The sequence below is a fragment of the Calditrichia bacterium genome (genome assembly GCA_020634975.1).
Taxonomy (GTDB): Bacteria; Calditrichota; Calditrichia; order RBG-13-44-9; family J075; genus JACKAQ01.
Genome location: JACKAQ010000004.1, coordinates 20,053 through 42,115 on the forward strand (window position 1 = coordinate 20,053; position 22,063 = coordinate 42,115).

The window sequence follows — 22,063 nt, forward strand, 5'->3', positions numbered from 1 at the left end:
AAATGGTGTTACGATACCAGTGTCGTAACGAATATAAAATTATAAACTTACGGGCTTTTTTGTTTTGCAAATAATCGCAATTTATCACAGCAAAGGCGGTGTGGGTAAAACCACAACTTCGGTAAATCTGGCGTATCAGGCGGCGCAGAGCGGGCAACGAACGCTCATTTGCGATCTCGATCCGCAGGCTGCATCCACATTCTATTTCCGGGTGAAGCCCAAAATCAAATCCGGTGTTAAAGGATTTGTAAAAGGCGGTAAACAGCTTGCCCAAAATATCAAGGCAACCGATTTTGAGAATCTGGATTTGCTGCCGGCGGATTTCCGTTTTCGAAGTATGGATCTGGAATTGGCGGAAACCAAAAAATCGAAAAAACGCCTGCCTAAAATTCTGGCGGATGTGGCGGAAGATTATGATTTGATCATTCTCGATTGCCCGCCGAACCTGTCCAATGTGTCGGAAAACATTTTCAACGCGGCGGATAAAATTGTAGTACCGCTGATTCCCACCACGCTTTCCGTGCGCAGTTTTGAGCAAATATTGCGATTTTTTGAGAAAAAAGGCTACAAAACCCGTAAAATAATCGCGTTTTTCTCGATGGTGGAAAAGCGCAAACTGCTCCATCGCGAAGTAATGGCTGAAATGATTTCCGGGTACGACAATATTTTGCCCGTTGCCATTCCTTTTCGCTCCGATGTAGAAAAAATGGGTATCTACCGGACGCCGGTTCAACTACTCGCACCGCGATCGCCGGTGGTGAAGGCTTACCGGGAATTGTGGAAAGCGTTGCAAACGCCTGCAAAATGATCGAATACTGCAAATCTTAACACAATTGTAACACACTCGCTGCCAAAAGATTGTAATTTGAACGTTATCCAATTTGCTATTTCCGAACCGGAACCGGCGCTCATTTTTCCACAAACGACTACGCATATTATGAGAACAGACATTCGCAACAAAGAACTCAGTTGGCTATCGTTTAACGAACGATTGCTGCAGGAAGCGGAAGATTTAACCGTGCCGCTGCTGGAACGCATCAAATTTTTGGGGATTTTCTCGAACAACCTCGATGAATTTTTCCGGGTGCGGGTGGCGACGCTCAAACGCATCGAAAAGCTGGGTAAAAAAGCGGTCACCATTATGGGGAATGCACCGCAGGATGTGCTGCACGAAATTCACAAAAATGTGCTCTCCATGCAGGCGCGATTTGAACACATCTATCAAAATATTCAACATGAGCTTGCGCAGCACCACATTTATATTATCAACGAAAAAGAGCTGGACGTTCAGCAAGCTGAATTTGTGCGCAACTTTTTCCGGTTTGAAGTGCGCGGTGTGATCACGCCGTTGATGATCGATCAACTGGTAAATTTCCCGGAGCTGGATGATCATGCGATTTACCTCGCCGTGCGGATGTGGAAATCCAATGATCCGGAATCGGAAAATCATGCGCTGATCGAAGTGCCGACGGCAACGCTGTCGCGATTTGTGATTCTGCCGCAAGTCGGGGAAAAACAATGTATTATCCTGCTCGATGATGTCATTCGATTCAATCTCGATGCCATTTTTGCGATTTTCAAATACGACCGATTCGATGCGTTCACCATCAAATTAACTCGCGATGCGGAGATCGATCTCGATGACGATCTCTCCGAAAGTTTGCTCAAAAAAATTTCCAAAGGCATTTCCAAACGGAAATCCGGAACACCGGTTCGTTTCATTTTTGATCACGAAATTCCCGGCAAATTTCTCAAATACCTGATCCAGCAAATCCACCCGGATCAGGTGAACAGCAATTTTATCCCGGGTTCGCGCTATCACAATTTCAAGGATTTTCTCGGCTTCCCGAAAATTGGTCCGGCGAGTTTGCAATACGAACCGCACGCACCGCTGCCGCATCCCAATCTGGATAATCACGAAAGCATTCTGGCAGCTATCGCCAAACAGGATATTTTGCTGAGCTATCCCTACCAAACATTTGTGCACGTGATTTATTTTCTGCGCGAAGCGGCGATCGATCCGCATGTGCGGTCGGTTCACATCACCATTTACCGGCTGGCGGGAAAATCCAAAGTGGTGAACGCGCTGATCAACGCCGCGAAAAACGGGAAAGAAGTGACGGTTGTGATGGAGCTGAAAGCCCGTTTCGATGAAGAAGCGAATATTTATTGGGCAAAAGTGCTCCGCGACGAAAATATCCGGGTGATTTTCAGTCCGCCGAAATTTAAGGTGCACGGCAAATTGATTTTGGTGACCCGCAAAATCGGCGATAAAATTACCCGTTACGTGAATATCGGAACCGGGAATTTCAACGAATCGACCGCAAAATTATACACCGATCACGCGCTGCTGAGCGCAGACCCGCGACTGACCGGCGAAGTGCAAAAAGTGTTCGAAGCGTTGGAAATCAACTTTGTGCAAACAACTTTCCGGCACCTGCTGGTGGCGCCGTTCAACATGCGCAAACGCTGGGAAAAGCTCATCCAGAACGAGATTTCCAACGCGAAAAAGGGAAAACCGGCGTATATCATCGCGAAATTGAATAATCTGACCGATCCGAAAATTATCAAAAAATTGTATAAAGCAAGCCAGGCGGGCGTAGTCATCCGGCTGATGATTCGCGGGATGTTTTCGGTTGTGCCGGGCGTTCCGGAAATGAGCGAGAATATCGCGGCAACCGGAACGATCGATCGCTATCTGGAACACACGCGCATTTTTTTATTTGCCGATGGCGGAAAAGAGCAGATTTTTCTATCTTCCGCAGACTGGATGCCGCGCAATCTGGATAACCGGGTGGAAGTTGCCTGTCCGGTTTACGACAAAAATATTCGCGCTGAATTGCGGGATTATCTGGAAATTCACTGGCGTGGAAATGTAAAAGCCCGGGTGTTGGACGCAAAATTGAAAAACGAATACAGCCGGCAGGATGAAATCTGCAAAGTTCGGGCGCAGGAAGTGCTGCACGAATACTACCGGCTGATTCTCGAAAATAACGGCAAACGCCCAAAATTGAGTGATTTGCTGCCCAGAATTGCGGATTGCAACACCAACGGCACGCTGCCGAATGTCAAAAATTTTAATGATTTATCCATCGAAACCGTTGAAGCTAATCATGAAAAAGACTGATTTACCACCCCATACGCTGGAATTTTCGCCGACCGTTCACCCGACCGCGTTTATCGCGCGCGGCGCGCAGGTGATGGGCGATGTTCGGCTGGCGGCGCACGCGTCGATCTGGTATAATTGCGTGGTTCGCGGCGATATCAATTATATTTCCATCGGTGAGCGCAGCAATATCCAGGATGGCTGCATTTTGCATCTGGAAAACGATTTGCCCTGCGTTGTCGAAAACGATGTGACGGTAGGGCACGGCGCGATTTTACACGGTTGCCACATCGAGCCGGGTTGTCTGATCGGCATGGGCGCCATCGTTCTTTCCGGTGCGGTGGTGAAACGCGGCAGCGTGATTGCCGCAGGCGCGGTGGTTCGCGAGCATTCGATTGTTGAACCGTATTCGCTGATGGCCGGAATTCCTGCCAAATGCATCCGCACGATGGACGAATCCAGTTATGAAAAAAATTTGCTCTGGGCTGAAAAATATGTGAAAGTCGCCCAAAAACACCGCGAAAAAGGATTTGCCGCTACGGAGTAGCGGTTACGCGGCTGTCCTCCCACAACAGCATCGCTTTTTTGCGAGCGCTTCCCCAACGATATTCATTAAATGCACCGGATTTACGAATTACCCGATGGCATGGAATCAGGTAAGCTACGGGGTTTTTCCCCACGGCGCTGGCAACTGCGCGAACCGCCGTCGGCTGGTTGATCGCTGTCGCAATCGCTTCGTACGATATCACCTGTCCCGAGGGAATTCGCAGCAGTGCTTCCCACACTTTCATCTGAAAATTGGTGCCTTTCAAATACAAATGCAGCGGTGCCTGCGGCGTTTGGTCATCGCGAAAAATATGTTGCAGCATCTCGCCGGTTCTCGACTGATTTTGCACCAGATTCGCATGTTTCCAGCGGTGTTGCAATTCATCCAGCAAATTTTTGGAGGTTTCCCGCACAAACATTAAATTGGTAATTCCGCGATCGGAAACCGCCAGCAAACATTCACCAAAAGGCGAGGGATGAAAACCGTATTGGATATCGATACCGGCGCCGTGCTGTTTGTATTCGCCGGGCGTTACGGCTTCGCATTGCACGAACAAATCGTGCAGCCGTCCGGGGCCGCTCATCCCGCTTTCGAAGCTGGCATCCAGAACGCTGTGTGATTGTGCGAGCAATTGTTTGGCGTGCTCTTTGGTCAAAAATTGCAAAAAACGTTTCGGGCTGATGCCCACCCAACGGCTGAACAATCGCTGAAAATGGTATTCGCTGAGATTGGCGGCAGCGGCAACCGACTGCAAATCCGGCTGTTCGCGATGGTGCGTTTCGAGATAGTTGATCGCCGTTTCGATGCGCCGGTAATCGCTGGAAAGCTGTTCTAAATTCATGGTCATTCCTTTTTTTATCAAAATAATAGCGATTCTGCAACGGAAAAACCACCCGCTTCTTGCGGATGTTTATCGAAAACGGAGAAAAAATGAGTCACTACCGGAAAGAATTTGGCGATTGGGGAGAGGATATCGCGGAGAAATTTTTGCTGGAAAACGGTTTCACAATTCTGATGCGCAACTTTCGTGCGGCGCGCGGGGAAATCGATATCATCGCGCGGGAGAAAAATTGCATCGTTTTTGTGGAGGTGAAAACGGGAAATTCACACAAATTCGGACCGCCGGAGGAACGGATAACGCCCGCGAAGCAGCGCCAATTGTATAAAATTGCCAATCAGTTTATCGCGGAAAATCCCAAACTGGACTGCGATTTCCGGTTCGACGCAGTGATCATCGACGGCAGCCGGGAACGGCACGAAATCCGCCATTACCGGAACGCGTTCTATTTCTGATCAGGAATGAATAACCGTATTTGCCGTAATTGCGCCGGTTACCGTTGCGACAACAGCGGCTTGCACGCTTTCGGAAACGGCATCGCCAACCGGATCATCGCTGATCAGCATGCGAATGCGCTGCTTTGCCAGCCGGCGCTCCGGTTTCGCGAAAACCTCCTCGACCAATCCGCAGGCTTTGACGAGGCTGAGCAGCGCCATCGTTTCCGCATCAGCGGGCGCGTTGTTCAGCACGACAGCGTGAAGCTGTTGCCGAACCAGCGTTTCCTGCCGGCTGTCGATCATCGGATAACGATGCGTTGCAAAAAAGTGCAGGAATCGCTGCTCGTCATCGCGAAGAATGCCTTTTTCGACCAGTTGCCGGGCAACCCGTTTTTTGATGTCCGAAAATTTCATGTAAATCCGGGCAACCCAATATTTTGGAGAGCGCGGTCGCGCAGATTCGCGGATGAGCCGCAGCACATCGTCCAGCAGCGGATCGCCGGTTTCCCGGTCATCGGCAACTACAATATTTTTGTTGACGACCGACAGGCATTCGCGAAACGTCAGTTCCATCAGTGCGGCGCCAGCCAATCCGTGCGGTAACGCATGCGACGCGTTGAAAATTACCGTGCCTTTTTGGTCGTGAAATGCTAATAACAAAACTTTTTCGGGCAGGGTGAGTTCTACTGTTATATTTTTCATGATAATTTTATATTTTGAGTTAAACTGATCAAATCGTACCTATATATTTGACGCAAAATGGCTAAAAAAGTTTGTTAAATAATTTTAGAGAAAGCTGATGAAACGGATCGTTTTTGTATGTTTGGGAAATATTTGCCGGTCACCCGCCGCGGAAGGTGTGATGCAATCGATGGTCGAAAAAGCGGGGCTGGCCGATGCCATAAAAATAGATTCTGCCGGAACTTCCGGGTGGCACATCGGTGAAAAAGCGGATCGGCGTATGCGCCAAACGGCGGACAATCGCGGTTATTCGCTCACCAGCCGCTCGCGCCAATTCCAGTCTCCGGTCGATTTTGAGACCTTCGATTTAATTGTGGCGATGGATGACGACAACGTTCGAGATTTGAAATCACTGGATCGCAGCGGATCATTTGCGCATAAAATTGTGAAAATGACCGATTTTTGCCAAAATTGCCGGGAAACCGAAGTGCCCGATCCGTATTACGGCGGTGCACAGGGATTTGAACACGTACTCGATTTGCTGGAAGACGCCTGCGCCGGACTTCTCGAGCACATCAAAAAAACGCTGTAAATTTTGGACAGGATAGATAGTAGCGGTAATTCATGAATTACCGCTACTTCTGATCCACAAACTCAATTATGACAAATTTACACAAACAAATTGAAACATGGGCCGGTGAGCCGATCGCCCAAAAAAGTGGTGTCGGTGGCGGGAGCATTGCCAGCACCAGCCGGATTCGCTTTGCTTCCGGTCGCGAAGTGTTTTTGAAAACCGGTGCGAATCATCCAAAAATGTTTCCTGTAGAGGCAAACGGGTTGGCGGAATTGCGCAAATCCGGCGCCATTCGCGTGCCGGAAGTGCTGCATGTGACCGGCGAAATGTTGCTGCTGGAAAATATTTCCACCGGAAATCCGCGAGGCGATTTCTTCGAACGTTTCGGGCGTCAGTTTGCAGAATTGCATCGCCATCATGCGGAAACATTTGGTTTTTATGAAGATAACTTCATTGGTGCAACGCCGCAAATCAATCTTGCAGCAGGCAAATCTGCCCAAAATTGGGCAGAATTTTTTTGGGAAAAGCGCCTGCTGTTCCAATACAAACTTGCGGAAAAACGCGGTTACGCCACGCCTGATCTGACCAAATTATTCGGAAAACTGGAATCTGCAATTGCTGATTTGCTGGCTGGCAGCGAAGAGCCGCCATCGCTGTTGCACGGCGATTTGTGGAGCGGCAATTTTTTAGCGGATGAAAATAATGAACCGGTACTCATCGATCCGGCGGCATATTATGGTCACCGCGAAGCAGATTTGGCAATGACACAACTGTTCGGCGGTTTCAGCGAATCCTTTTACGCAGCCTATCGCGAGGCTTTTCCATTGCCGGATGGCTGGCGGGAACGGGAAAATTTATACAAATTGTATCATGTGTTAAACCATCTCAACCTGTTTGGCCGCGGGTATTACAGCCAGGCAATTTCGCTGTTACGAAATTATTTCTGATGCAATCTTAAAAAATTTCGTATATTATAAGAACGGACTAAAATATGTTGTCCGGGCTTTGCTTGATTGTCCGTAACTTGTTTGCAGGGCAATTTTTCAGGAAGTTTGATAATACAAGGAAGCAGCAGCGAAGCCAAGAATTACCATTAGTTAGAAAGGCACCTATGACTGAAGTGCAGTCGCGTCAAATTTTTTTGGTGATGGTGTTTTGGGCATTTGCTTTTTTTTGTCGTCCGGTGGCTGCTCAGGCAACAGCAGACCACCCGTATTTACCACTTTCCATCCCGGATCACGACGTAAAACCACTCCGTAATTTGGTCGATCCCCAGTTTCAAAAATCTCTCGAAGCACGGTTGCAGCAAAATCCCCTTTGGGCGAAATTGATGGCAGACAAACGGCTGGCTGTCGGTTTGGTAGATTTGAGTGATCCCGAAAATGTAAAATTTGCCAGAGTCAACGGCAACCAGATGATGTACGCAGCCAGTTTGCCAAAGCTGGCGATATTATTGGCTGCGGAAAATGCCATTGAGGAAGGGAAAATCCCGAATACGCAGGATGTGCAAAATGATCTGCGTATCATGATCAGCCAATCGAATAATCAAGCTGCAACCCGGATGTACCGAATGGTCGGTGGCGCAAAATATATCGAGAAAGTGCTCCGCAATCCACACAACCAATTTTACGATACGCGTTACGGCGGCGGATTGTGGGTGGGACGTCCGTATGCCAAAGGCGGGCAGCGATACGGCGATCCGATGAAAAACCTCAGCCACGCTGCAACGGCAACGCAGGTTTGCCGCTATTATTATTTGCTGGCGATGGGCAAATTGATCAACCGGCAGCGCAGTGAAGAAATGTTAGGCTATCTGGTTGATCCGGAACTGCACCACAAATTTGTGAACAGCATCGAACGGGTTGCGCCGGATTGCAAAATATACCGGAAATCCGGCACGTGGCGAAACTGGCACGCGGATTCCATGTTGTGCTGGGGACCGAACTGGCGCCGTTATATTTTGGTGGGGTTGGTGGAAGATGCCAAAGGCGAGCAGATTTTACGTGATCTGGTTCCGGCGGTCGAAGAAGTGTTGCGCAGTCATTCCGCCGCATACGAAGTTCAGTAAAAACAAAGAATTATCAATTGAAAATATAAGCTCCCGGAATTCCGGGAGCTTTTTTTATTCGCTCAAAATTTTATCGATGAATGTTGCAATCGACTGATGCTCAACGGCGGAATTTTTTTTGAGCACGTTGGACATCAACGCGACGTAATAAATTCGTCCATCCTCATGCTCTACTATCGCGACGGAATTCATATAATTATCAACATTCCCGCGATATTTTCCGCACTCAAAACCCTCTTCTTTTTTGCATTTATACAAGCTGCCGGATTTGAAATAGACCTTTGCCGAATTCAGTCGCGGCGATGCCGCATAACGAATTCTGCGGGCGGTCAGGTATAACATTCGTTTGATTTCCAGGCTTGACCACGAATCCACCAGCTTGCCCCGTTCCATCGCAACCAGATATTTCATCAACGCGCGAGGTGTGGCGTAACTGCGTGCGCCGGGCACACGGTTTTGTCCGGTTGCGGTGAAAAAGCTGCCCAATTGCCACTCGTTTTCGGTAATGCCGACGGCACGAAGCGGGTCGTTCACAACCGAAAGCGCCATGATTTTCAGCGAATCCTTGCGGGTATTTTTGAAAAATTCGGCTTCCTGCTCGAGTGATGGTGGGTAATTTTCGCCAAATTGACGCATTAACAGCATCTCTTTCCAAACGGTGCTGGCTGCGGCGTTGGAACTGGCGGAAAGCATGTGATCCGTCCATTCGTATAGCGAAAACGTGTCGCCAATCCGCACGGCACGCACGGCAAATGCTTTGGTTTCGACATTGTAAACCGGTACTTCGTGATGGTTGGGCATCGCCCATTGATCGGCGATAATCATGCGGTTTCGCATCAGTTCGATGCGTTTTTCCGGTGCATCCGGGAACAGCCGCTGGAGTTCGGTGAACAATCCGGCGGCAATCGCAAGCTTGCCAACGCTGCCGGGATTAAATTCGCGATCCGCCTGCCGTTCGGCGTAGCGAACCGGTTTTCCGGGCGTTACTTCCAGCACGGAAACAGAATAGCTTTCGTCACGATTGGGGAACAGCGCATCGATTTTTTTCTGAAAATCTTCGCTGACAGGTGGCAAACTTGCCAGGCTGTCGCCCCGTTCGTTTTGCAGATTTAGCAACATATCGCCGATGCTTTTCTGCCCACCGGACGGCGGTTTGGTGCCGCGCAACTCGCCGTTCATCACCAGTTGCAGTCGCAACAATCTGCGAATGCCGGTGATCAAATATCCGTCATACGGATATGCCTGCAAAAAATCACTTGCAAACAAACTCAATATTAACAGCAATTTATAGATTGGTTTTTGCATATTTCGATTCCCAGTTTTCAGTCAAGTTTGATAAACGTGCGATGGAATGTTGCCGCAAAGGTGCAAAGCACACAAAGAAAGATTTTGAATTACACTGACACCTTTAGCGTTGCGAAGCAGGAGCTTCGCAACGAGTATAAAAAAAATCGCGATCTTGCGCCTTTGCGGCAAAAAAATCCTAAAACACAACCGATCGCGCGATGAGGTATTGGGCAATAAAATACGTCGAGAGAATGAGCAATTGCGCATTGCGAAATCGTTTCACGAAACGGTTGAACGCCAGCGAAGTATCGGAAATGACGAACAGAATTGCGCCGATCATTCCCCAAAGCGCAGCCGGCGATTGCAGTTGATCCCACCGTGCGGCAGCCAGCCAGCCCATCGAAGCGATTGCCGTCGCGTAAATTGCAACCGGTATTCGCATTTTTCCGAGATGCCGCCATGCGTAAGCCACAAATAATCCTGCCGCGAGAAAAAATATCACCAAAAAGATGATGCTGTCAAACGGCACAATTTCCCGGGAAAATGCCGCAATATAAAACAGATGCGCGATCAAAAAACTGACCAAACCGGGAATAAAGCGATCGCCCGGCAGCATCAAAAAAATATCGCCGAACAGCGAGAACAGCAACCCGAGCAAAATCCATTGCTGATAGGTTGCATCCGCACAAACGAGCGAACCGGCGAGCAGTAAAATAGCAATTGTCGTCAGCGGCTTGAACAAATACACCTGCCAGCGCGGACCGGAATATTCGGCGCGAATGTTCAGCGCAGCAGAAAGAAAAATGGCGGTTGGCAAGATGATTTCGGGCATTTTCGTAATTCGTTTCTGTGGTAAAAGGAGGGATTTTCTGCATCCCAAATCCCAATTTGATTGGAAAGAGATAAAGTTTAGCCGGGAACAAATACATGATTCGGAGATCATTTTATGTCATTCCCGCAATCTTTAAGCGGGAATCAAAAGCTTCAATATTCCGGATGCCCGATAAAAGCGCTCGGACAAGGCAACACCAGTTGTGGATAAAAAAACGCAATCCGCAAATGGAAAATTTTGGTAACTACCTATTTATTCAACACTTCGACCACTTTTCCGCGCAAAATATTCACGGTGGCGTCGGTGATTTCCACGTTCACAAACTGACCGCGGCGAAAATCGCCTTTCGGGAAAATCACGATTTTGTTGGCATCGTTGCGACCCTGAAATTCATCTGCAGATTTTTTGGTGAATTCCTGATCGATCAGCACTTCGTGAATTTGCCCGATGTGCGCCAGGTTTTTTTGGTAGGAATGGCGCCGCTGGATCTCGTTCAATTTCACGATGCGTTCGGTTTTTACCGGCTCGGGCACGTCGTCCGGAAATTTGCGTTTGGCAATGGTTTGCGGGCGTTCGGAATATTTGAAAATGAACGCGGAATCGTATTGCACAGCTTCCATCACGTTCAGCGTTTCCGCAAATTCGGCGTCGGTTTCGGTGGGGAATCCCACGATAATATCCGTGCTGAGCGCCATTTGCGGATACAACTCGCGAATCTCATCAACGAGATCGAGATATTCTTTTTGGGTGTAGGTGCGGTTCATCATTTCCAAAACGCGGTCGTTGCCGGCTTGCAGCGGCAGATGAATCTGTTTGCACAATTTGGGATTTTCGGCAATCACTTTCAGCAGTGGGCGCGGGAAATCTTTCGGGTGCGGGGAGGTAAAGCGGATGCGCTCGATGCCCTCAACTTCGCTCACTTTTTCCAATAAATACGCGAAATCGTTGCCTTCAAATTTGTAAGAATTGACGTTTTGCCCGAGCAGCGTGATCTGGCGAAAGCCCTGTTCGGCCAGTCGTTTAGCTTCGTCCACCACGTTTTGAGGGGATCGGCTGCGTTCGCGACCACGGGTGTAAGGCACAACGCAAAAGGTGCAGAAGTTATCGCAGCCGCGCATCACGGCAATCCATGCGTTCACACCTTCTGTCTGGGTGGGATAGACATCGCTGTAAGTTTCAAATTCTGATAGGGTTACGTCCCAATTTTTTGCATCATTTCCGTTGACATCCATATCTGCCAGCAGTTGCGGAAGGCGTTTGTAGCTGTCCGGTCCGGCGATAAAATCGATGGGCAATTTGGGATTTTCCAGCAATTGTTTGCGGAAATTGGTGGCCATGCAGCCCAAAATTCCGACCTGCGCTTTACCTTTTCCGTTGCGTTCAGACTGGATCCTATTGATCCGGCTGAAAACTTTGTTGTTGGCGTTTTCCCGAACGGAGCAGGTGTTCAGCAGCACGATGTCCGCATCCGTTTCCGTTTGGGTCAGTTCGTAGCCGCTTTCCGCCAGCACGGATTTCACGATTTCCGTATCATACACGTTCATCTGGCAGCCGTATGTTTCGATAAAGACTTTTTTCATCCGATCATTCCTAAAAATTTTTTCCAATAGCCCAAAAATTTACAACCTTTCGCCGGATGAACAAAGAAAAAATTAACTCGGCAGGATTTTGCAAACGCAAAAAATCGATTGCCGGAAGCGCTTGAATATTTCCAACGATTGCGATAACTTGTTGAAAATTTGTAAGCTGGATTGGATGTTACATTTTTGAAATCCGGTTGTTTTTGGATTCAGGCGACTCCTGCCGCCACGCCGAAAGGCACTCCATCGGAGCAGGAGTGACCGGAATATTGTCATTCCTGCGATGGCAGGAATCCCCATATTCAGGTTAATCACGAACTAATCGGGAATTATCCTGCAACTGACGGTTAACAATTAAAAAGGGAGAAAACTGTGGCGACGACTGATCAACGGGTTATCCGGCGCGGGCCATACCCGGAACTCACCTGGCCGGCGATTCTTGTGGGCTATTTTTTGGGTGCAATTATTACGTTGAGTATTGGTTACGCCAGTCTGATTCTGGGCTTTTCAATCGAAGGATCGGAACTGGCGGCAATTTTAGGCTTCGGGATTTTGCGCGGCATCATGAAGCGATCGAGCATTGTGGAAAACAACATCAACCAGACGATCGCCAGCGGCGTAAACGGCGCTTCGGCGGGGATGATGTTTTCTGTACCGGCGCTGTTTATTCTCGGCGAAACCAGTTTCAACCCGATACTGATGGTTTTTGGCTGTATGGCTGGCGCTGTTTTGGGTATCGCATTCATCATTCCATTGCGTAAACAAATGATTGATTATGAAAGACTTACCTATCCCGGCGGTGTAGCGGTAGCTGCAATCTTGAAATCACCCGGCGCGGGCATGCGCAAAGCCATGTTCATGCTTGGCGGCGCGGCGATCAGCGGGATTGTGCATTTTCTTTCGCTGTCCACCGGATTTGAAAACTGGGAATTAGGCGCCATAATCGGGATGCCCGGCTACATGAACGGCGTTTGGTACGTATCGATGCTGACGCTCGGTGTGGCGTTCATCGCCGGTCGCGGCGGCGTATTTTTCATTATTGGCGGTTATGTGTGTTACTGGATTTTGGCGCCGATTTTAGCGGCGCAGGGGCATATTTTGGCAGATGTCAACCCGAATACCTTGCGGGTGGAATTGTTTCGTCCGGTGGGTATCGGGATGTTGATCGGCGGCGCAGTTGCCGGAATTTTACTGGCCTTCCCGCTGATCGTCAGCGCGATTCGCAGCATGCAGAACGCCGCAAAAATGGGCACCGGACTCTCGAAAGATGAAATGCCCATCAAGTTTTTGTATTTCGCAATTGTCGGTGCAGCGATTTTACTGTTCATCATTGCGGTAACTTCAACGCGGGAAATCGGGCTGGTTCGTGGCGGATTGATGGCCATTATGGGCACGCTCTGGATCTGGATTGCCGGCGTTATTTTATCCGAATGCATCGGGCGTACCAACTGGTCGCCGCTCAGCGGGATGACACTCATCGCAATTACCATTTTTATTTTTATCGCCAGCGGCATTGCTGATAGCGCAGCAATTATTTCTGCGGTTACTGTCGGTGCTGCCGCATGTGTCGCAATGGCGCAAGCTACAGATTTGATGCTCGATTTGAAAACCGGATACCTTGTTGGCGCGACGCCCAAAAAACAGCAAATCGGACAGTTTTTGGGCAGTTGGCTCGGTCCGATTTTGGTGATGACGCTGATATTTATTTTGCATCAGGCAGATGGTTTGGGCAGCGAAAAATTGCCTGCGCCGCAGGGACAGGCGCTTGCCAGCGTAATTGAAGGCATTTTGGGCGGCGATGTGCCTCGAATGAAATATCTCGCCGGCGCAGGTTTGGGCGCGTTGCTCAGTTTCAGCGGCATCGGCGGACTGGGAATTTTGGTTGGATTGGGATTTTACCTGCCGTTCAATATTGTGCTTACTTACAGCCTCGGCACGCTCGGGCGAGTGGTTTTGGATCGTGTGAAAGGTCATCGTTTTAGCGAAGATATCGGTATTCCGGTTGCCGCCGGTTTGATCGTCGGCGAAGCGCTGGTCGGTGTCGGTTTCGCAATGGTGAAAGTGATTCAGGGTGCGATGGGTGGCTGATGCAGCGGCACGGAATAATGGAAAAGGATAAATGATAAAGGATAAAGTGAAGAAGGCAAATAGCTGATCGCTAATGGCTTTAACATAGAGGAATTTAAGAATGAAATTATTTGGTTTTATTTTGATTGCTGCCGGCTTTTTGGGCGGATCGTATCTTACTTCGCTGGACCCGAAACTGGTCGAATGGAACTACTTTTTACCGATGCTGGTTGTCGGTATCGTCGGCGTTGTGATTGTGCGAATGGGCAACAAACAGGCTGCACAGGAAAGCGGCAAAGTGAGCGAAAATTTAGGCGTAATTGATCGCAGCATCGCAAATCTCGTAAAAAATGTTTCCCAATTGAATCGCGACAAAGACAAAATTCATACCTATGATATGCACAAAAAAATCGATGCGCTCTTGCTGGAAGATCTCGATGCGTTTGCAGAAGCGCGGGAAACCATTGCGCATGTGCACGGTTTGGCAAATTATGCGGATGTGATGAATCATTTCGCCGGTGGCGAACGCTATCTTAACCGGGTTTGGTCGGCTTCCGCGGATGGATATATCGACGAAGTGAATGAGTATATCGGGCGGGCGCAGGAGCAATTTGAGGAAGCGCAAAAGTTGTTGAACAAATTTACCGGAAAATAAATTCTTGCCGGTAACAGCTTTGATGTGATTTCACGGTTCAATAAAAAACGCATAGCGGCAATAATAACCGCTATGCGTTTTTTATGGGTATCTAAGCCTAGCTAAAACAACAACTAAGCTTCGTCAATGATTAGAAACCAATTGATGCGCCGATTGCAATTACCTGGTTCTTAACGTCTGCTTCATCGGCAGAATCATCAAAGGAACTCAGGCGAGTAAATAGCGTCATCAAATCCAACCGTCATTTTACCGGCTCCAATATTGATACCCCCGCCGAACACGAGGTTAAAATCCGTACTTTGATATCTTCGATATCTTCCTCAAAGAATCCCGTTTGCTTCGGCTTTGACTTTCGATGAAGCTTTGATACCCAGCGCCGGTCCGGCGAAATGTTTGGTTTTACAGTGCTGCCTTCGACCGGGATAATGAATTTGAATAATACCGGTATTTGGATGTAGTCTAACTTCATCGTTACATCAACCGTGGTTCCGTTAATATCCTCTTTCGATTTGGCACCCTGCATTGAGTAATATACTTCCGGTTGAATTGCAAACATTTTGTCGATGCCAATCTCACCAAACAATCCGGCAGCAAATCCGGTTCTTGAGTCCACATCGGAGATGTCATCACCGCCTATTGTTGCGATGTTCAATCCCGCTTTTACGCCTTTAACAAAGGTTGGTTGTGCTTTAGAAACTGTTGTTAGAATCAAGCATGCAGAAACAACCATAATAGCTAAAATACGTATTTTCATGATATTTCTCCATACGTTAATTTGATATAAATTTTATTTAGAGGGAAGTTTCAAACAATAGGACCTCGTCCTTGTAGCACTGACCGAATTTAGTATCATAAAGAGATAGATCAATGGTTATTTATTATTCACAAATCATAGCGAAGTTTGGTTGTAAATTGTAAAATAATGAGGGTTGAGTGTCTGAAAAACAGTTATAAATCCGGGTATTTTGTAGGGTTAATTTAAACAAAATTTCATATAAAATAAAAGCCGGGACAATTGACTCTGGCAACAATCCCGGCAAATGTCCATCACTAACGATGAGGAAAACTGATAGTAAATCGCTTAAGTGTTATACACATGCACATCCCGTTGCGGAAACGGAATGCTGATGCCTTCGGCATCGAACCGGGTTTTCACGGCTTCGTGCATATCAAAATACAAATCCCAATAATCTGCAGATTTTACCCACGGGCGGCAAACGAAATTAACGCTGCTGTCGGCAAGCTCCGAAAGCGCGATTTTCGGTGCGGGTTCTTTTAACACGCGCGAATCTTTTGCGATCAGATCGTTCAAAATTTCTTTCGCTTTTTTAATATCGTCATCATAACCGATGCCGAAAACCATATCGACACGGCGCATTTCTTTCGCGCTGTAATTCTTTATATTTCCCGAAGTTATTGCAGAATTTGGAATTACCACAGCTTCGTTTTGTGGGGTTGCCAAATTGGTTGTCAGAATACTGATGCCCTCAACTTTTCCGGCAACACCGGCTGCTTCGATAAAATCACCCACTTTGAACGGTCGCAAAATAATCAGCAAAACACCCGCGGCAAAATTGGACAACGATCCCTGCAACGCCAAACCGACCGCCAAACCGGCAGCACCGATTATTGCAACAAATGAGGTTGTTTCGATGCCCATTTGCGTTAACGCCGCCAAAATGGTCACAATCAATAAACCAAAATAGACGATCTTTTTCAGAAAATCGACGAGCGTCTGGTCAACTTCTTTGTTGATCAGGAGCTTGCTCATTGAATTGCTGATCTTCCGGGAAAGCCATTTACCGATAATATATGTCGCTATCGCGCCAACCAACCGCAGGGCAAACAGCGTAAAATTTTGCTGAACATATGCCAAAATTTCATTGAAATTTTCCAAAATACGACCTCCGTCATTTATGTTAAAATATGCATATATTAGATATAACAATAAATTGAGCTGTTTTCCACGTTTATCTAAATTAGGGATTTTGAGCAAAATTGGGTGAAAATTTGAGGCTTTTTGGTGGGAAATGAGCAAATGCGGGTTGAAAACTGCGTAAAAATGAAAAACCGGATTGTCCGGTTAGAACAATCCGGCGTCATCGTTAAATGCTATTGTTGTTCGATGCGGAAGTTGCCGCCGCCACTGCTTTCGAAAAACAGGGGTTCCATCGACTGAATGGATTGCTCGCGAATCGATTTGCCATTCAGCGAAACGCGATAGCTTCCGGCAGCCAAACCTTCAATCACATGCAGCATTTTTTTGGATGATTTTGCCGAATACGACAGCGAAAGCTGCGGCACATCGGCGGTGTTAAACATCGCTACGCGATTTTGGTTGATGAACGCGCCGGTAAAAACGCCATCCGATAATTTGGAAATATCTGCCATCTTTTGCAGCGTTCGGCTGTCGCCAATTTGCATGACAGTAAGGTATTTGGAGAAACTGCTGTCTGTCACATCTTCCGCTTCCAGCCGGTGACTGCCTGCCCAATATGCGCCCCAATCTGTGTAAGGTCCGCGTTTGGCGAGTAGATTGCCTTCTGCATCGGTGAACCAGTAGTGTTCGCCATTTTCGGAGCCGCCGCGCAGCCGCAGTTGCAAATGCTGCGGTTCCAGAAATTTGACAAATAATCTGCCATGCGCGTCAATCAAATTATTAGTAACGGAAACGGTGCTGCCGCTGTTTGCCAGCCAAAATGCGGTGCCTTTTTTCTGCCATTCGCCATCGAGCAGTTCCGGGCGAGTGGGCATTTGCAGCAGCCAGCGCCGTTTGATGGTCGAATCGCTGAGCGCGATATCGTCGAAAATCACCACAAATTCGTTATTTTGATAATCCGGTGCTGCCGGATCGCGAAAATAGAGCAGCACACGGCGCATTTTCTCGACATAATTTTCACCTTTGTATGCCCGTGTTGCGTCAAAATCCACGAAATCAAATTTGCCCGGCTCGAAGTGCGCATTCCGCAGCACACCGATGTGGTTGGCGCCGCCCGTCTGGTTGGCAGCGTCCCACGGTGCATCTGCATCGTCGTTCACTTTGGTGGAATAATCGTATAATTGGGACTCCTCTGGATTATACAGCGCCACTTTGCTGTGATAAACCGCCGCGCGGGTTTTGTTCGATTTTGGCAGATCGCTTTTGCCTTTGGCAACGCCGCCGTCCAGCGCCAGCGTGCCGTATTTGAAAATGGTAAACGCGCCGTGATCTTCATCCGCATGGCGCGGCAGCGAATATTGCGAGGTGTAGAAATTGATTTTTGTGGCGTTTTCGCTGTGCAAATCGCTGAGTAAAATGACATCGCCAAGCCCGAATCGCCCGGAAAGCGGCAGTTTGAACTGCTCCGCAGTAACGGATTTTACATCCGAATAGCCCCACAAAAATTTGAAAAATAGCCAGTATAATCGCGGCGGCATTGTTTCGTAATAACCGGCAGGTTCGGGTTTTCGCTCGCTATCTTCGATAAACCAACGGTAAAATCCGGCGAGTTCCGGCTGTGCTTTTTTGACGGCGGCAATCACCGGCGTTACCTGTTTTACGGCATCGGCATCCCATTCACGCAGGGCAACCGTGTCGTTTCGCTGCGCGTAAATTTTGCGTTTTTCACCATCGCTGATTTTTCCAGGGAGCAGATAAAAATAAATGTAGCGCGGGATATCGCGGAACCAGTCGAAACGGGTGAACATATTTTCGCCCAACGCGGAAGACAGCGCAGCAGCCATAAAATACACATGTGATGTGCCGCCGAAAAAATAGCTCGCGCCTTCGCTCCAACCGCCGGCGTTTTCCATCACGTGATCGCCGTGCGCAAAAATGCGATCCACCCAAACCGCCAGCGACATTTCGAACATTTCATCGGTGATGGCTTTGTACGAATCACCGAGCGGATCGCCCCAAAGCACAATGCCGCCGGCACCGGCGTGATGGCAGTGCACCAGCAGCGTTTTCCCGATTTTTACTTTTTTGCCGGGATTAACTTCTTTGTCGCGGCGATTGTACAGGGTGATCAGCGCATCAGCAATCGTGCGGCGCTGTGGCAGCGAAAGCTTATCGTAGCACCAGTCGTAAACAATTGATAATGCAATATTTATATAACCACCCTGACCCTCGGATTCAAAAATATTGCAATGCGTCGTTTCGCGATATTTTTCGCTGGCAGCCACGCGCTCGGCGATGATTGCAGCGTGCTCAAACGCCTTTTGGGCGTATTCATCTGCGGAAAATTTGAATGTAAAATTACCGAAAAATCCGCTGGCTGCGGCGTAGCTCATGAATGAGAAATTCTGGGCGTCCAGCAGCAGATAGTTGTGTTTTTTCCCGGCGGGATCGTCGTAAAATGCCGTGTCCACCGCCTGAATATACGTTTCGAAATCCGCCGGCTCGTAGCTGGAAATATAGTCGGCGATTTCCGAAAAGCCGGATTCGGTGAAAAATAAACGCGGATGCTGGCGTTTGGCTGCCGGGCTGTCCGGCGAAATTTTGTATGGCTCTGCACCAAAACCGCTGGCGCTTATCGTGCACAAAACGACTAAAAAGGTTAAACATTTGCTGATTGCTGACATCAATTTTCTTTCCGTTTTATGAAACTATATCCGATTTTCTGGTGCATATTACAACAATGGGCATTTTGTGTATTGATTTGGTTCACAATAAAATAAAGCTGAGCGCTAAATCGTTAATTTTACGAAATGGTGAATCAATTTTACGCCTTTTTCCGTAAATTGGCGTGTTCAAACAGTAAAAATCAGGTGAAAAATGGGCAAACCGATATCGGAAACATTTCAGCGAATTTATAAATTATACGCCAGCGATCTGAGTATCACGGAGATTGAGCGACTCGTAAAACGCGATGCGCCGGGTATTTACGATTATTACCTGCGCGAAGCGCAAAAGGTGGATCAGCAGAAAAATCCCGTTGAGCGAACCATCCGTTTGGTTGGCAATTTGTTTGAAGCGTTTCTGCGAAAATTGTCGCCATCCCGGCGATTGTTTTATTCACTGATCCTTTTTTTGTTCATTTATTCTGTGGTTGGCGCGAGCTGGTTTTGGGCGATCGGCTCATTTGTGCTGCTGAATGTGTTGCTGGCGTTTGAACTGGCGGACAAATTAATCGCCAAAGATGAGCTGGAAGTCGCCCGCGATATCCAAATGAACCTGATGCCGCAACAGCCGCCCGCACACCCGAATTTCGAAATTTCCAGCTATTGCGAAGCTGCCCGCGAGGTTGGCGGCGATTATTTCGATTTCATCCACCCGAAATCGGAAAAAGGCGTAAGTTACGTAATGGTGGGCGATGTTTCCGGAAAAGGGATGGCTGCCGCATTGCACATGGTTCAGGTTCAGGCGCTGTTGCACAGTTTGATCGAACAATATGATTCGCCAAAAGCAGTGTTGCAAGCGCTCAATAAACAGGTGAAACCGATCTTCAATTCCCGCTGTTTTTTTACCATCAATCTTGCTAAACTGACCAACGACAACTCGCTGCGGTTTTGTCGCGCGGGACACATGCCGTTGCTGATTTACCGCGCTGCAACTGATGATTGCGAAACGATCACGCCAAACGGTTTGGGAATCGGTTTGCACAATGGCAAATTTGACGAATGTCTTGCGGAAGTTGAAGTTGGAACACATCCCGGCGACGTGCTTTGTTTTTTCACCGATGGCATTGTGGAAACGATGAATGCCCAAAAAGTGGAATTTGGCGAGCAGCGATTTCAAGAGGCGCTTTGCGCAAATGCCCATAAATCTGCCCAAGACATCCAGACGGCAATTTTATCCGAACTGGCGCATTTTCGCGGCGCAGCCAGCGCCAACGACGATCTGACCTTGGTGATCATGAAAGCCCGCTAACGTTATTAAACAACGGTCATGCTGAGCGAAGTCGAAGCATTTCCGATGATTAAAATCTGAAGCCATAAACACTATTTCCCCGGCGATTGCATTGCCGTAAATCGATAAACCCGGATAAACACCTGTTTCCTGCCGAACAAATCCCGATGCGGATATTCTGTTGTTTTCACCAGATTTGCAATTCCCGACAATTCACCCACCAGCTTTTTTTCATCCGTTCCAAAATGTGATGCAATAAAATAAATATTTGTTTTTGTTGAAATTAGTGATTGCCGTAAATCGGCGGTTATCAGCGAATCGCTTTCGCGGGAAATGCCGATGATGCGCTGCGGTAGCGAGCTTCCGTAATAATCGAACACATCGCGTTTGCAAAAATCCGCGCCGATTAGCAGCAGGTCGTCCGGTTTCGCCAGCTCCCCGATGTCCGTTGCAACATTGCGCCACGGCGCGCGTGTGTCGTTCGAATAATAATTGAACAGCGACCAACCGCCCAAACCAATCAGCAGGACAATTGCGGCGTTTCGCCAGCGTAATGGCAATCGGGCAACGCCGATAGCCGCCAACATATAAAACGGAATCGCCGCCGCAATCGGGTAGCGAATCAGATAAAACGGACGCAGCACCAGCGACATCGTGATAGGCACGAGAATAGGGGTGAGCATCCAAAACATTAAAAATTTGAGCGAAGATTTTTGGGGTGATCGAACGCCAAAACCGACACCGAGGAGCGCAAAAATAATCGCAAAAATTCCGAGTGATATCGATCCGCCAAATTGGATAAACGTCGCTAAAAAATGTTTGACTTCCGGTGGGTTGATCCAATATCCTTTTTGAATCTGGAGCACCAATTGCATTAAATGCAGCGCATACGGCAGAAAAGCAAGTGCGGTTAATCCCTGTAAAATTAACCAGTTGGGGAGGGAAGGTGCCGGCTTTTTTTGCAGGGCAAGATAGAGCCACCACAGATTTTCGAACAGTACGATGAACCATCCGAAAATATGGCTGTAAACCAGTAAAATGTTCACGGCAAGCAGCGCGATTTGCCAGATTTTCCGGTTGTTCCGCAGCCATTCCAAAAAACAAAAAACGGAAGCCAGCGACAGCAAATTGAGCAACGCGTAACTGCGGGTTTCCTGTGCGTAATACACCTGAAACGGGCTGATTGCGAAAATGAGCAGGGTAAGCAGGGCAATTTTTTTATCGAATAACCGGCGAGCCAGCAGCCAAATTAGCGGGAACGCCGCAATGCTGCAGAGTGCCGAAAAACTGCGCGCGGCAATTTCGCCGGTGCCAAAAATGTTCAGCCAGAAGTGCAACAGATACAAAAATAGCGGCGGATTGTGATCCACCGGCGCTGCGGCTGCAAAAATCTGATCGAACGGGTGCGCCGCGAGCCGGATGCTCAAGCCTTCGTCCAGCCATAAACTGTCGGCGCCGATCGCAAAAAAGCGGGTGAAAATTGTAATTGCAAACAATCCCCCGAGCAGATATTTCCCGTAATTTTCCATCACCAATGTTGCGGAAAACCAACCGGATTTGC

19 protein-coding genes are annotated in these 22,063 nt (G+C 48.2%); 10 read left to right on the top strand and 9 right to left on the bottom strand.

The genetic code is table 11. The features are described from left to right. The first annotated feature begins 64 nt into the window (after window positions 1-64). The 3 genes from H6629_20165 to H6629_20175 all read left to right on the top strand — a co-directional run bounded on the left by H6629_20165 (window position 65) and on the right by H6629_20175 (window position 3,653). Complete coding sequence (locus H6629_20165) at window positions 65-808, top strand: AAA family ATPase (GenBank protein MCB9070097.1); 744 nt, start codon at window positions 65-67, stop codon at window positions 806-808. Window positions 809-937: 129 nt separating this feature from the next. Then, window positions 938-3,127 carry a polyphosphate kinase 1 gene (gene ppk1, locus H6629_20170; protein MCB9070098.1) on the top strand — a complete coding sequence of 730 codons (2,190 nt, stop codon included), beginning with the start codon at window positions 938-940 and terminating at the stop codon, window positions 3,125-3,127. Next, window positions 3,114-3,653 carry a gamma carbonic anhydrase family protein gene (locus tag H6629_20175; protein ID MCB9070099.1) on the top strand — a complete coding sequence of 180 codons (540 nt, stop codon included), beginning with the start codon at window positions 3,114-3,116 and terminating at the stop codon, window positions 3,651-3,653. The genes ppk1 and H6629_20175 overlap by 14 nt, the downstream gene beginning before the upstream one ends. Here the strand turns inward: H6629_20175 and H6629_20180 are convergent. Then, window positions 3,643-4,500, bottom strand: coding sequence for a methylated-DNA--[protein]-cysteine S-methyltransferase (locus H6629_20180; protein MCB9070100.1), 858 nt, complete (start codon window positions 4,498-4,500; stop codon window positions 3,643-3,645). The two genes, H6629_20175 and H6629_20180, sit on opposite strands and share 11 nt — an antisense overlap. Window positions 4,501-4,583: 83 nt before the next feature. On the opposite strand from H6629_20180, the gene H6629_20185 reads away from it, so the two are divergent. Continuing rightward, the gene (locus tag H6629_20185; GenBank protein MCB9070101.1) at window positions 4,584-4,946 is read left to right on the top strand and encodes a YraN family protein; all 363 of its coding nucleotides are present in this window, start codon (window positions 4,584-4,586) and stop codon (window positions 4,944-4,946) included. Here H6629_20185 and H6629_20190 read toward each other — a convergent pair whose 3' ends face one another. Further along, window positions 4,947-5,630 carry a GPP34 family phosphoprotein gene (locus H6629_20190; GenBank protein MCB9070102.1) on the bottom strand — a complete coding sequence of 228 codons (684 nt, stop codon included), beginning with the start codon at window positions 5,628-5,630 and terminating at the stop codon, window positions 4,947-4,949. It abuts the gene before it with no gap. Between the two features lie 97 nt (window positions 5,631-5,727). On the opposite strand from H6629_20190, the gene H6629_20195 reads away from it, so the two are divergent. The 3 genes from H6629_20195 (at window position 5,728) to H6629_20205 (ending at window position 8,251) form a co-directional block, all read left to right on the top strand. Next, window positions 5,728-6,201 (top strand): low molecular weight phosphotyrosine protein phosphatase, encoded by a 474-nt coding sequence (locus tag H6629_20195; GenBank protein ID MCB9070103.1) that lies wholly within the window; start codon window positions 5,728-5,730, stop codon window positions 6,199-6,201. A 68-nt stretch (window positions 6,202-6,269) separates the two neighbouring features. Then, window positions 6,270-7,130, top strand: a complete 861-nt coding sequence (locus H6629_20200) for a fructosamine kinase family protein (protein ID MCB9070104.1) — start codon at window positions 6,270-6,272, stop codon at window positions 7,128-7,130. Window positions 7,131-7,330: 200 nt separating this feature from the next. After that, the gene (locus tag H6629_20205; GenBank protein MCB9070105.1) at window positions 7,331-8,251 is read left to right on the top strand and encodes a serine hydrolase; all 921 of its coding nucleotides are present in this window, start codon (window positions 7,331-7,333) and stop codon (window positions 8,249-8,251) included. Window positions 8,252-8,305: 54 nt separating this feature from the next. Here H6629_20205 and H6629_20210 read toward each other — a convergent pair whose 3' ends face one another. The 3 genes from H6629_20210 to miaB form a co-directional block, all read right to left on the bottom strand. Then, window positions 8,306-9,556: a serine hydrolase gene (locus H6629_20210; protein MCB9070106.1), complete on the bottom strand. Its 1,251-nt coding sequence runs from the start codon at window positions 9,554-9,556 to the stop codon at window positions 8,306-8,308. Window positions 9,557-9,734: 178 nt separating this feature from the next. Continuing rightward, on the bottom strand, window positions 9,735-10,370 hold the full coding sequence (locus tag H6629_20215) for a lysoplasmalogenase (protein MCB9070107.1): 636 nt from the start codon (window positions 10,368-10,370) through the stop codon (window positions 9,735-9,737). 248 nt (window positions 10,371-10,618) lie between these two features. Further along, complete coding sequence (miaB, locus tag H6629_20220; protein ID MCB9070108.1) at window positions 10,619-11,950, bottom strand: tRNA (N6-isopentenyl adenosine(37)-C2)-methylthiotransferase MiaB; 1,332 nt, start codon at window positions 11,948-11,950, stop codon at window positions 10,619-10,621. A gap of 372 nt (window positions 11,951-12,322) precedes the next feature. On the opposite strand from miaB, the gene H6629_20225 reads away from it, so the two are divergent. Together H6629_20225 and H6629_20230 are read left to right on the top strand one after the other, a co-directional pair. Further along, entirely contained in the window at window positions 12,323-14,038 is a 1,716-nt protein-coding gene (locus H6629_20225; protein ID MCB9070109.1) for an OPT/YSL family transporter, read from the top strand. Window positions 14,039-14,138: 100 nt separating this feature from the next. Next, window positions 14,139-14,672 carry a hypothetical protein gene (locus tag H6629_20230; GenBank protein MCB9070110.1) on the top strand — a complete coding sequence of 178 codons (534 nt, stop codon included), beginning with the start codon at window positions 14,139-14,141 and terminating at the stop codon, window positions 14,670-14,672. Window positions 14,673-14,913: 241 nt separating this feature from the next. Here the strand turns inward: H6629_20230 and H6629_20235 are convergent, their stop codons facing one another. The 3 genes from H6629_20235 to H6629_20245 all read right to left on the bottom strand — a co-directional run bounded on the left by H6629_20235 (window position 14,914) and on the right by H6629_20245 (window position 19,235). Further along, window positions 14,914-15,426 carry a PorT family protein gene (locus H6629_20235; protein ID MCB9070111.1) on the bottom strand — a complete coding sequence of 171 codons (513 nt, stop codon included), beginning with the start codon at window positions 15,424-15,426 and terminating at the stop codon, window positions 14,914-14,916. Window positions 15,427-15,753: 327 nt separating this feature from the next. Next, complete coding sequence (locus H6629_20240) at window positions 15,754-16,569, bottom strand: mechanosensitive ion channel (protein MCB9070112.1); 816 nt, start codon at window positions 16,567-16,569, stop codon at window positions 15,754-15,756. A gap of 215 nt (window positions 16,570-16,784) precedes the next feature. After that, window positions 16,785-19,235: a hypothetical protein gene (locus H6629_20245; protein ID MCB9070113.1), complete on the bottom strand. Its 2,451-nt coding sequence runs from the start codon at window positions 19,233-19,235 to the stop codon at window positions 16,785-16,787. A 193-nt stretch (window positions 19,236-19,428) separates the two neighbouring features. Here H6629_20245 and H6629_20250 point away from each other — a divergent pair, with 193 nt between their 5' ends. Then, window positions 19,429-20,523 carry a PP2C family protein-serine/threonine phosphatase gene (locus tag H6629_20250; protein ID MCB9070114.1) on the top strand — a complete coding sequence of 365 codons (1,095 nt, stop codon included), beginning with the start codon at window positions 19,429-19,431 and terminating at the stop codon, window positions 20,521-20,523. A gap of 71 nt (window positions 20,524-20,594) precedes the next feature. Here the strand turns inward: H6629_20250 and H6629_20255 are convergent, their stop codons facing one another. Then, window positions 20,595-22,031 (bottom strand): glycosyltransferase family 39 protein, encoded by a 1,437-nt coding sequence (locus H6629_20255; GenBank protein ID MCB9070115.1) that lies wholly within the window; start codon window positions 22,029-22,031, stop codon window positions 20,595-20,597. Window positions 22,032-22,063 lie beyond the last annotated feature (32 nt).

What these genes read in the sequence shown, in the direction of transcription:
- H6629_20175 (MCB9070099.1), top strand. Translation starts at nt 3,114, where the DNA reads ATGAAAAAGACTGATTTACCACCCCATACGCTGGAATTTTCGCCGACC.
- H6629_20180 (MCB9070100.1), bottom strand. Translation starts at nt 4,500, where the DNA reads ATGACCATGAATTTAGAACAGCTTTCCAGCGATTACCGGCGCATCGAA.
- ppk1 (MCB9070098.1), top strand. Translation starts at nt 938, where the DNA reads ATGAGAACAGACATTCGCAACAAAGAACTCAGTTGGCTATCGTTTAAC.
- H6629_20215 (MCB9070107.1), bottom strand. Translation starts at nt 10,370, where the DNA reads ATGCCCGAAATCATCTTGCCAACCGCCATTTTTCTTTCTGCTGCGCTG.
- H6629_20250 (MCB9070114.1), top strand. Translation starts at nt 19,429, where the DNA reads ATGGGCAAACCGATATCGGAAACATTTCAGCGAATTTATAAATTATAC.
- H6629_20200 (MCB9070104.1), top strand. Translation starts at nt 6,270, where the DNA reads ATGACAAATTTACACAAACAAATTGAAACATGGGCCGGTGAGCCGATC.
- H6629_20185 (MCB9070101.1), top strand. Translation starts at nt 4,584, where the DNA reads ATGAGTCACTACCGGAAAGAATTTGGCGATTGGGGAGAGGATATCGCG.
- H6629_20245 (MCB9070113.1), bottom strand. Translation starts at nt 19,235, where the DNA reads ATGTCAGCAATCAGCAAATGTTTAACCTTTTTAGTCGTTTTGTGCACG.
- H6629_20230 (MCB9070110.1), top strand. Translation starts at nt 14,139, where the DNA reads ATGAAATTATTTGGTTTTATTTTGATTGCTGCCGGCTTTTTGGGCGGA.
- H6629_20190 (MCB9070102.1), bottom strand. Translation starts at nt 5,630, where the DNA reads ATGAAAAATATAACAGTAGAACTCACCCTGCCCGAAAAAGTTTTGTTA.
- H6629_20235 (MCB9070111.1), bottom strand. Translation starts at nt 15,426, where the DNA reads ATGAAAATACGTATTTTAGCTATTATGGTTGTTTCTGCATGCTTGATT.
- miaB (MCB9070108.1), bottom strand. Translation starts at nt 11,950, where the DNA reads ATGAAAAAAGTCTTTATCGAAACATACGGCTGCCAGATGAACGTGTAT.
- H6629_20205 (MCB9070105.1), top strand. Translation starts at nt 7,331, where the DNA reads ATGGTGTTTTGGGCATTTGCTTTTTTTTGTCGTCCGGTGGCTGCTCAG.
- H6629_20255 (MCB9070115.1), bottom strand. Translation starts at nt 22,031, where the DNA reads ATGGAAAATTACGGGAAATATCTGCTCGGGGGATTGTTTGCAATTACA.
- H6629_20210 (MCB9070106.1), bottom strand. Translation starts at nt 9,556, where the DNA reads ATGCAAAAACCAATCTATAAATTGCTGTTAATATTGAGTTTGTTTGCA.
- H6629_20195 (MCB9070103.1), top strand. Translation starts at nt 5,728, where the DNA reads ATGAAACGGATCGTTTTTGTATGTTTGGGAAATATTTGCCGGTCACCC.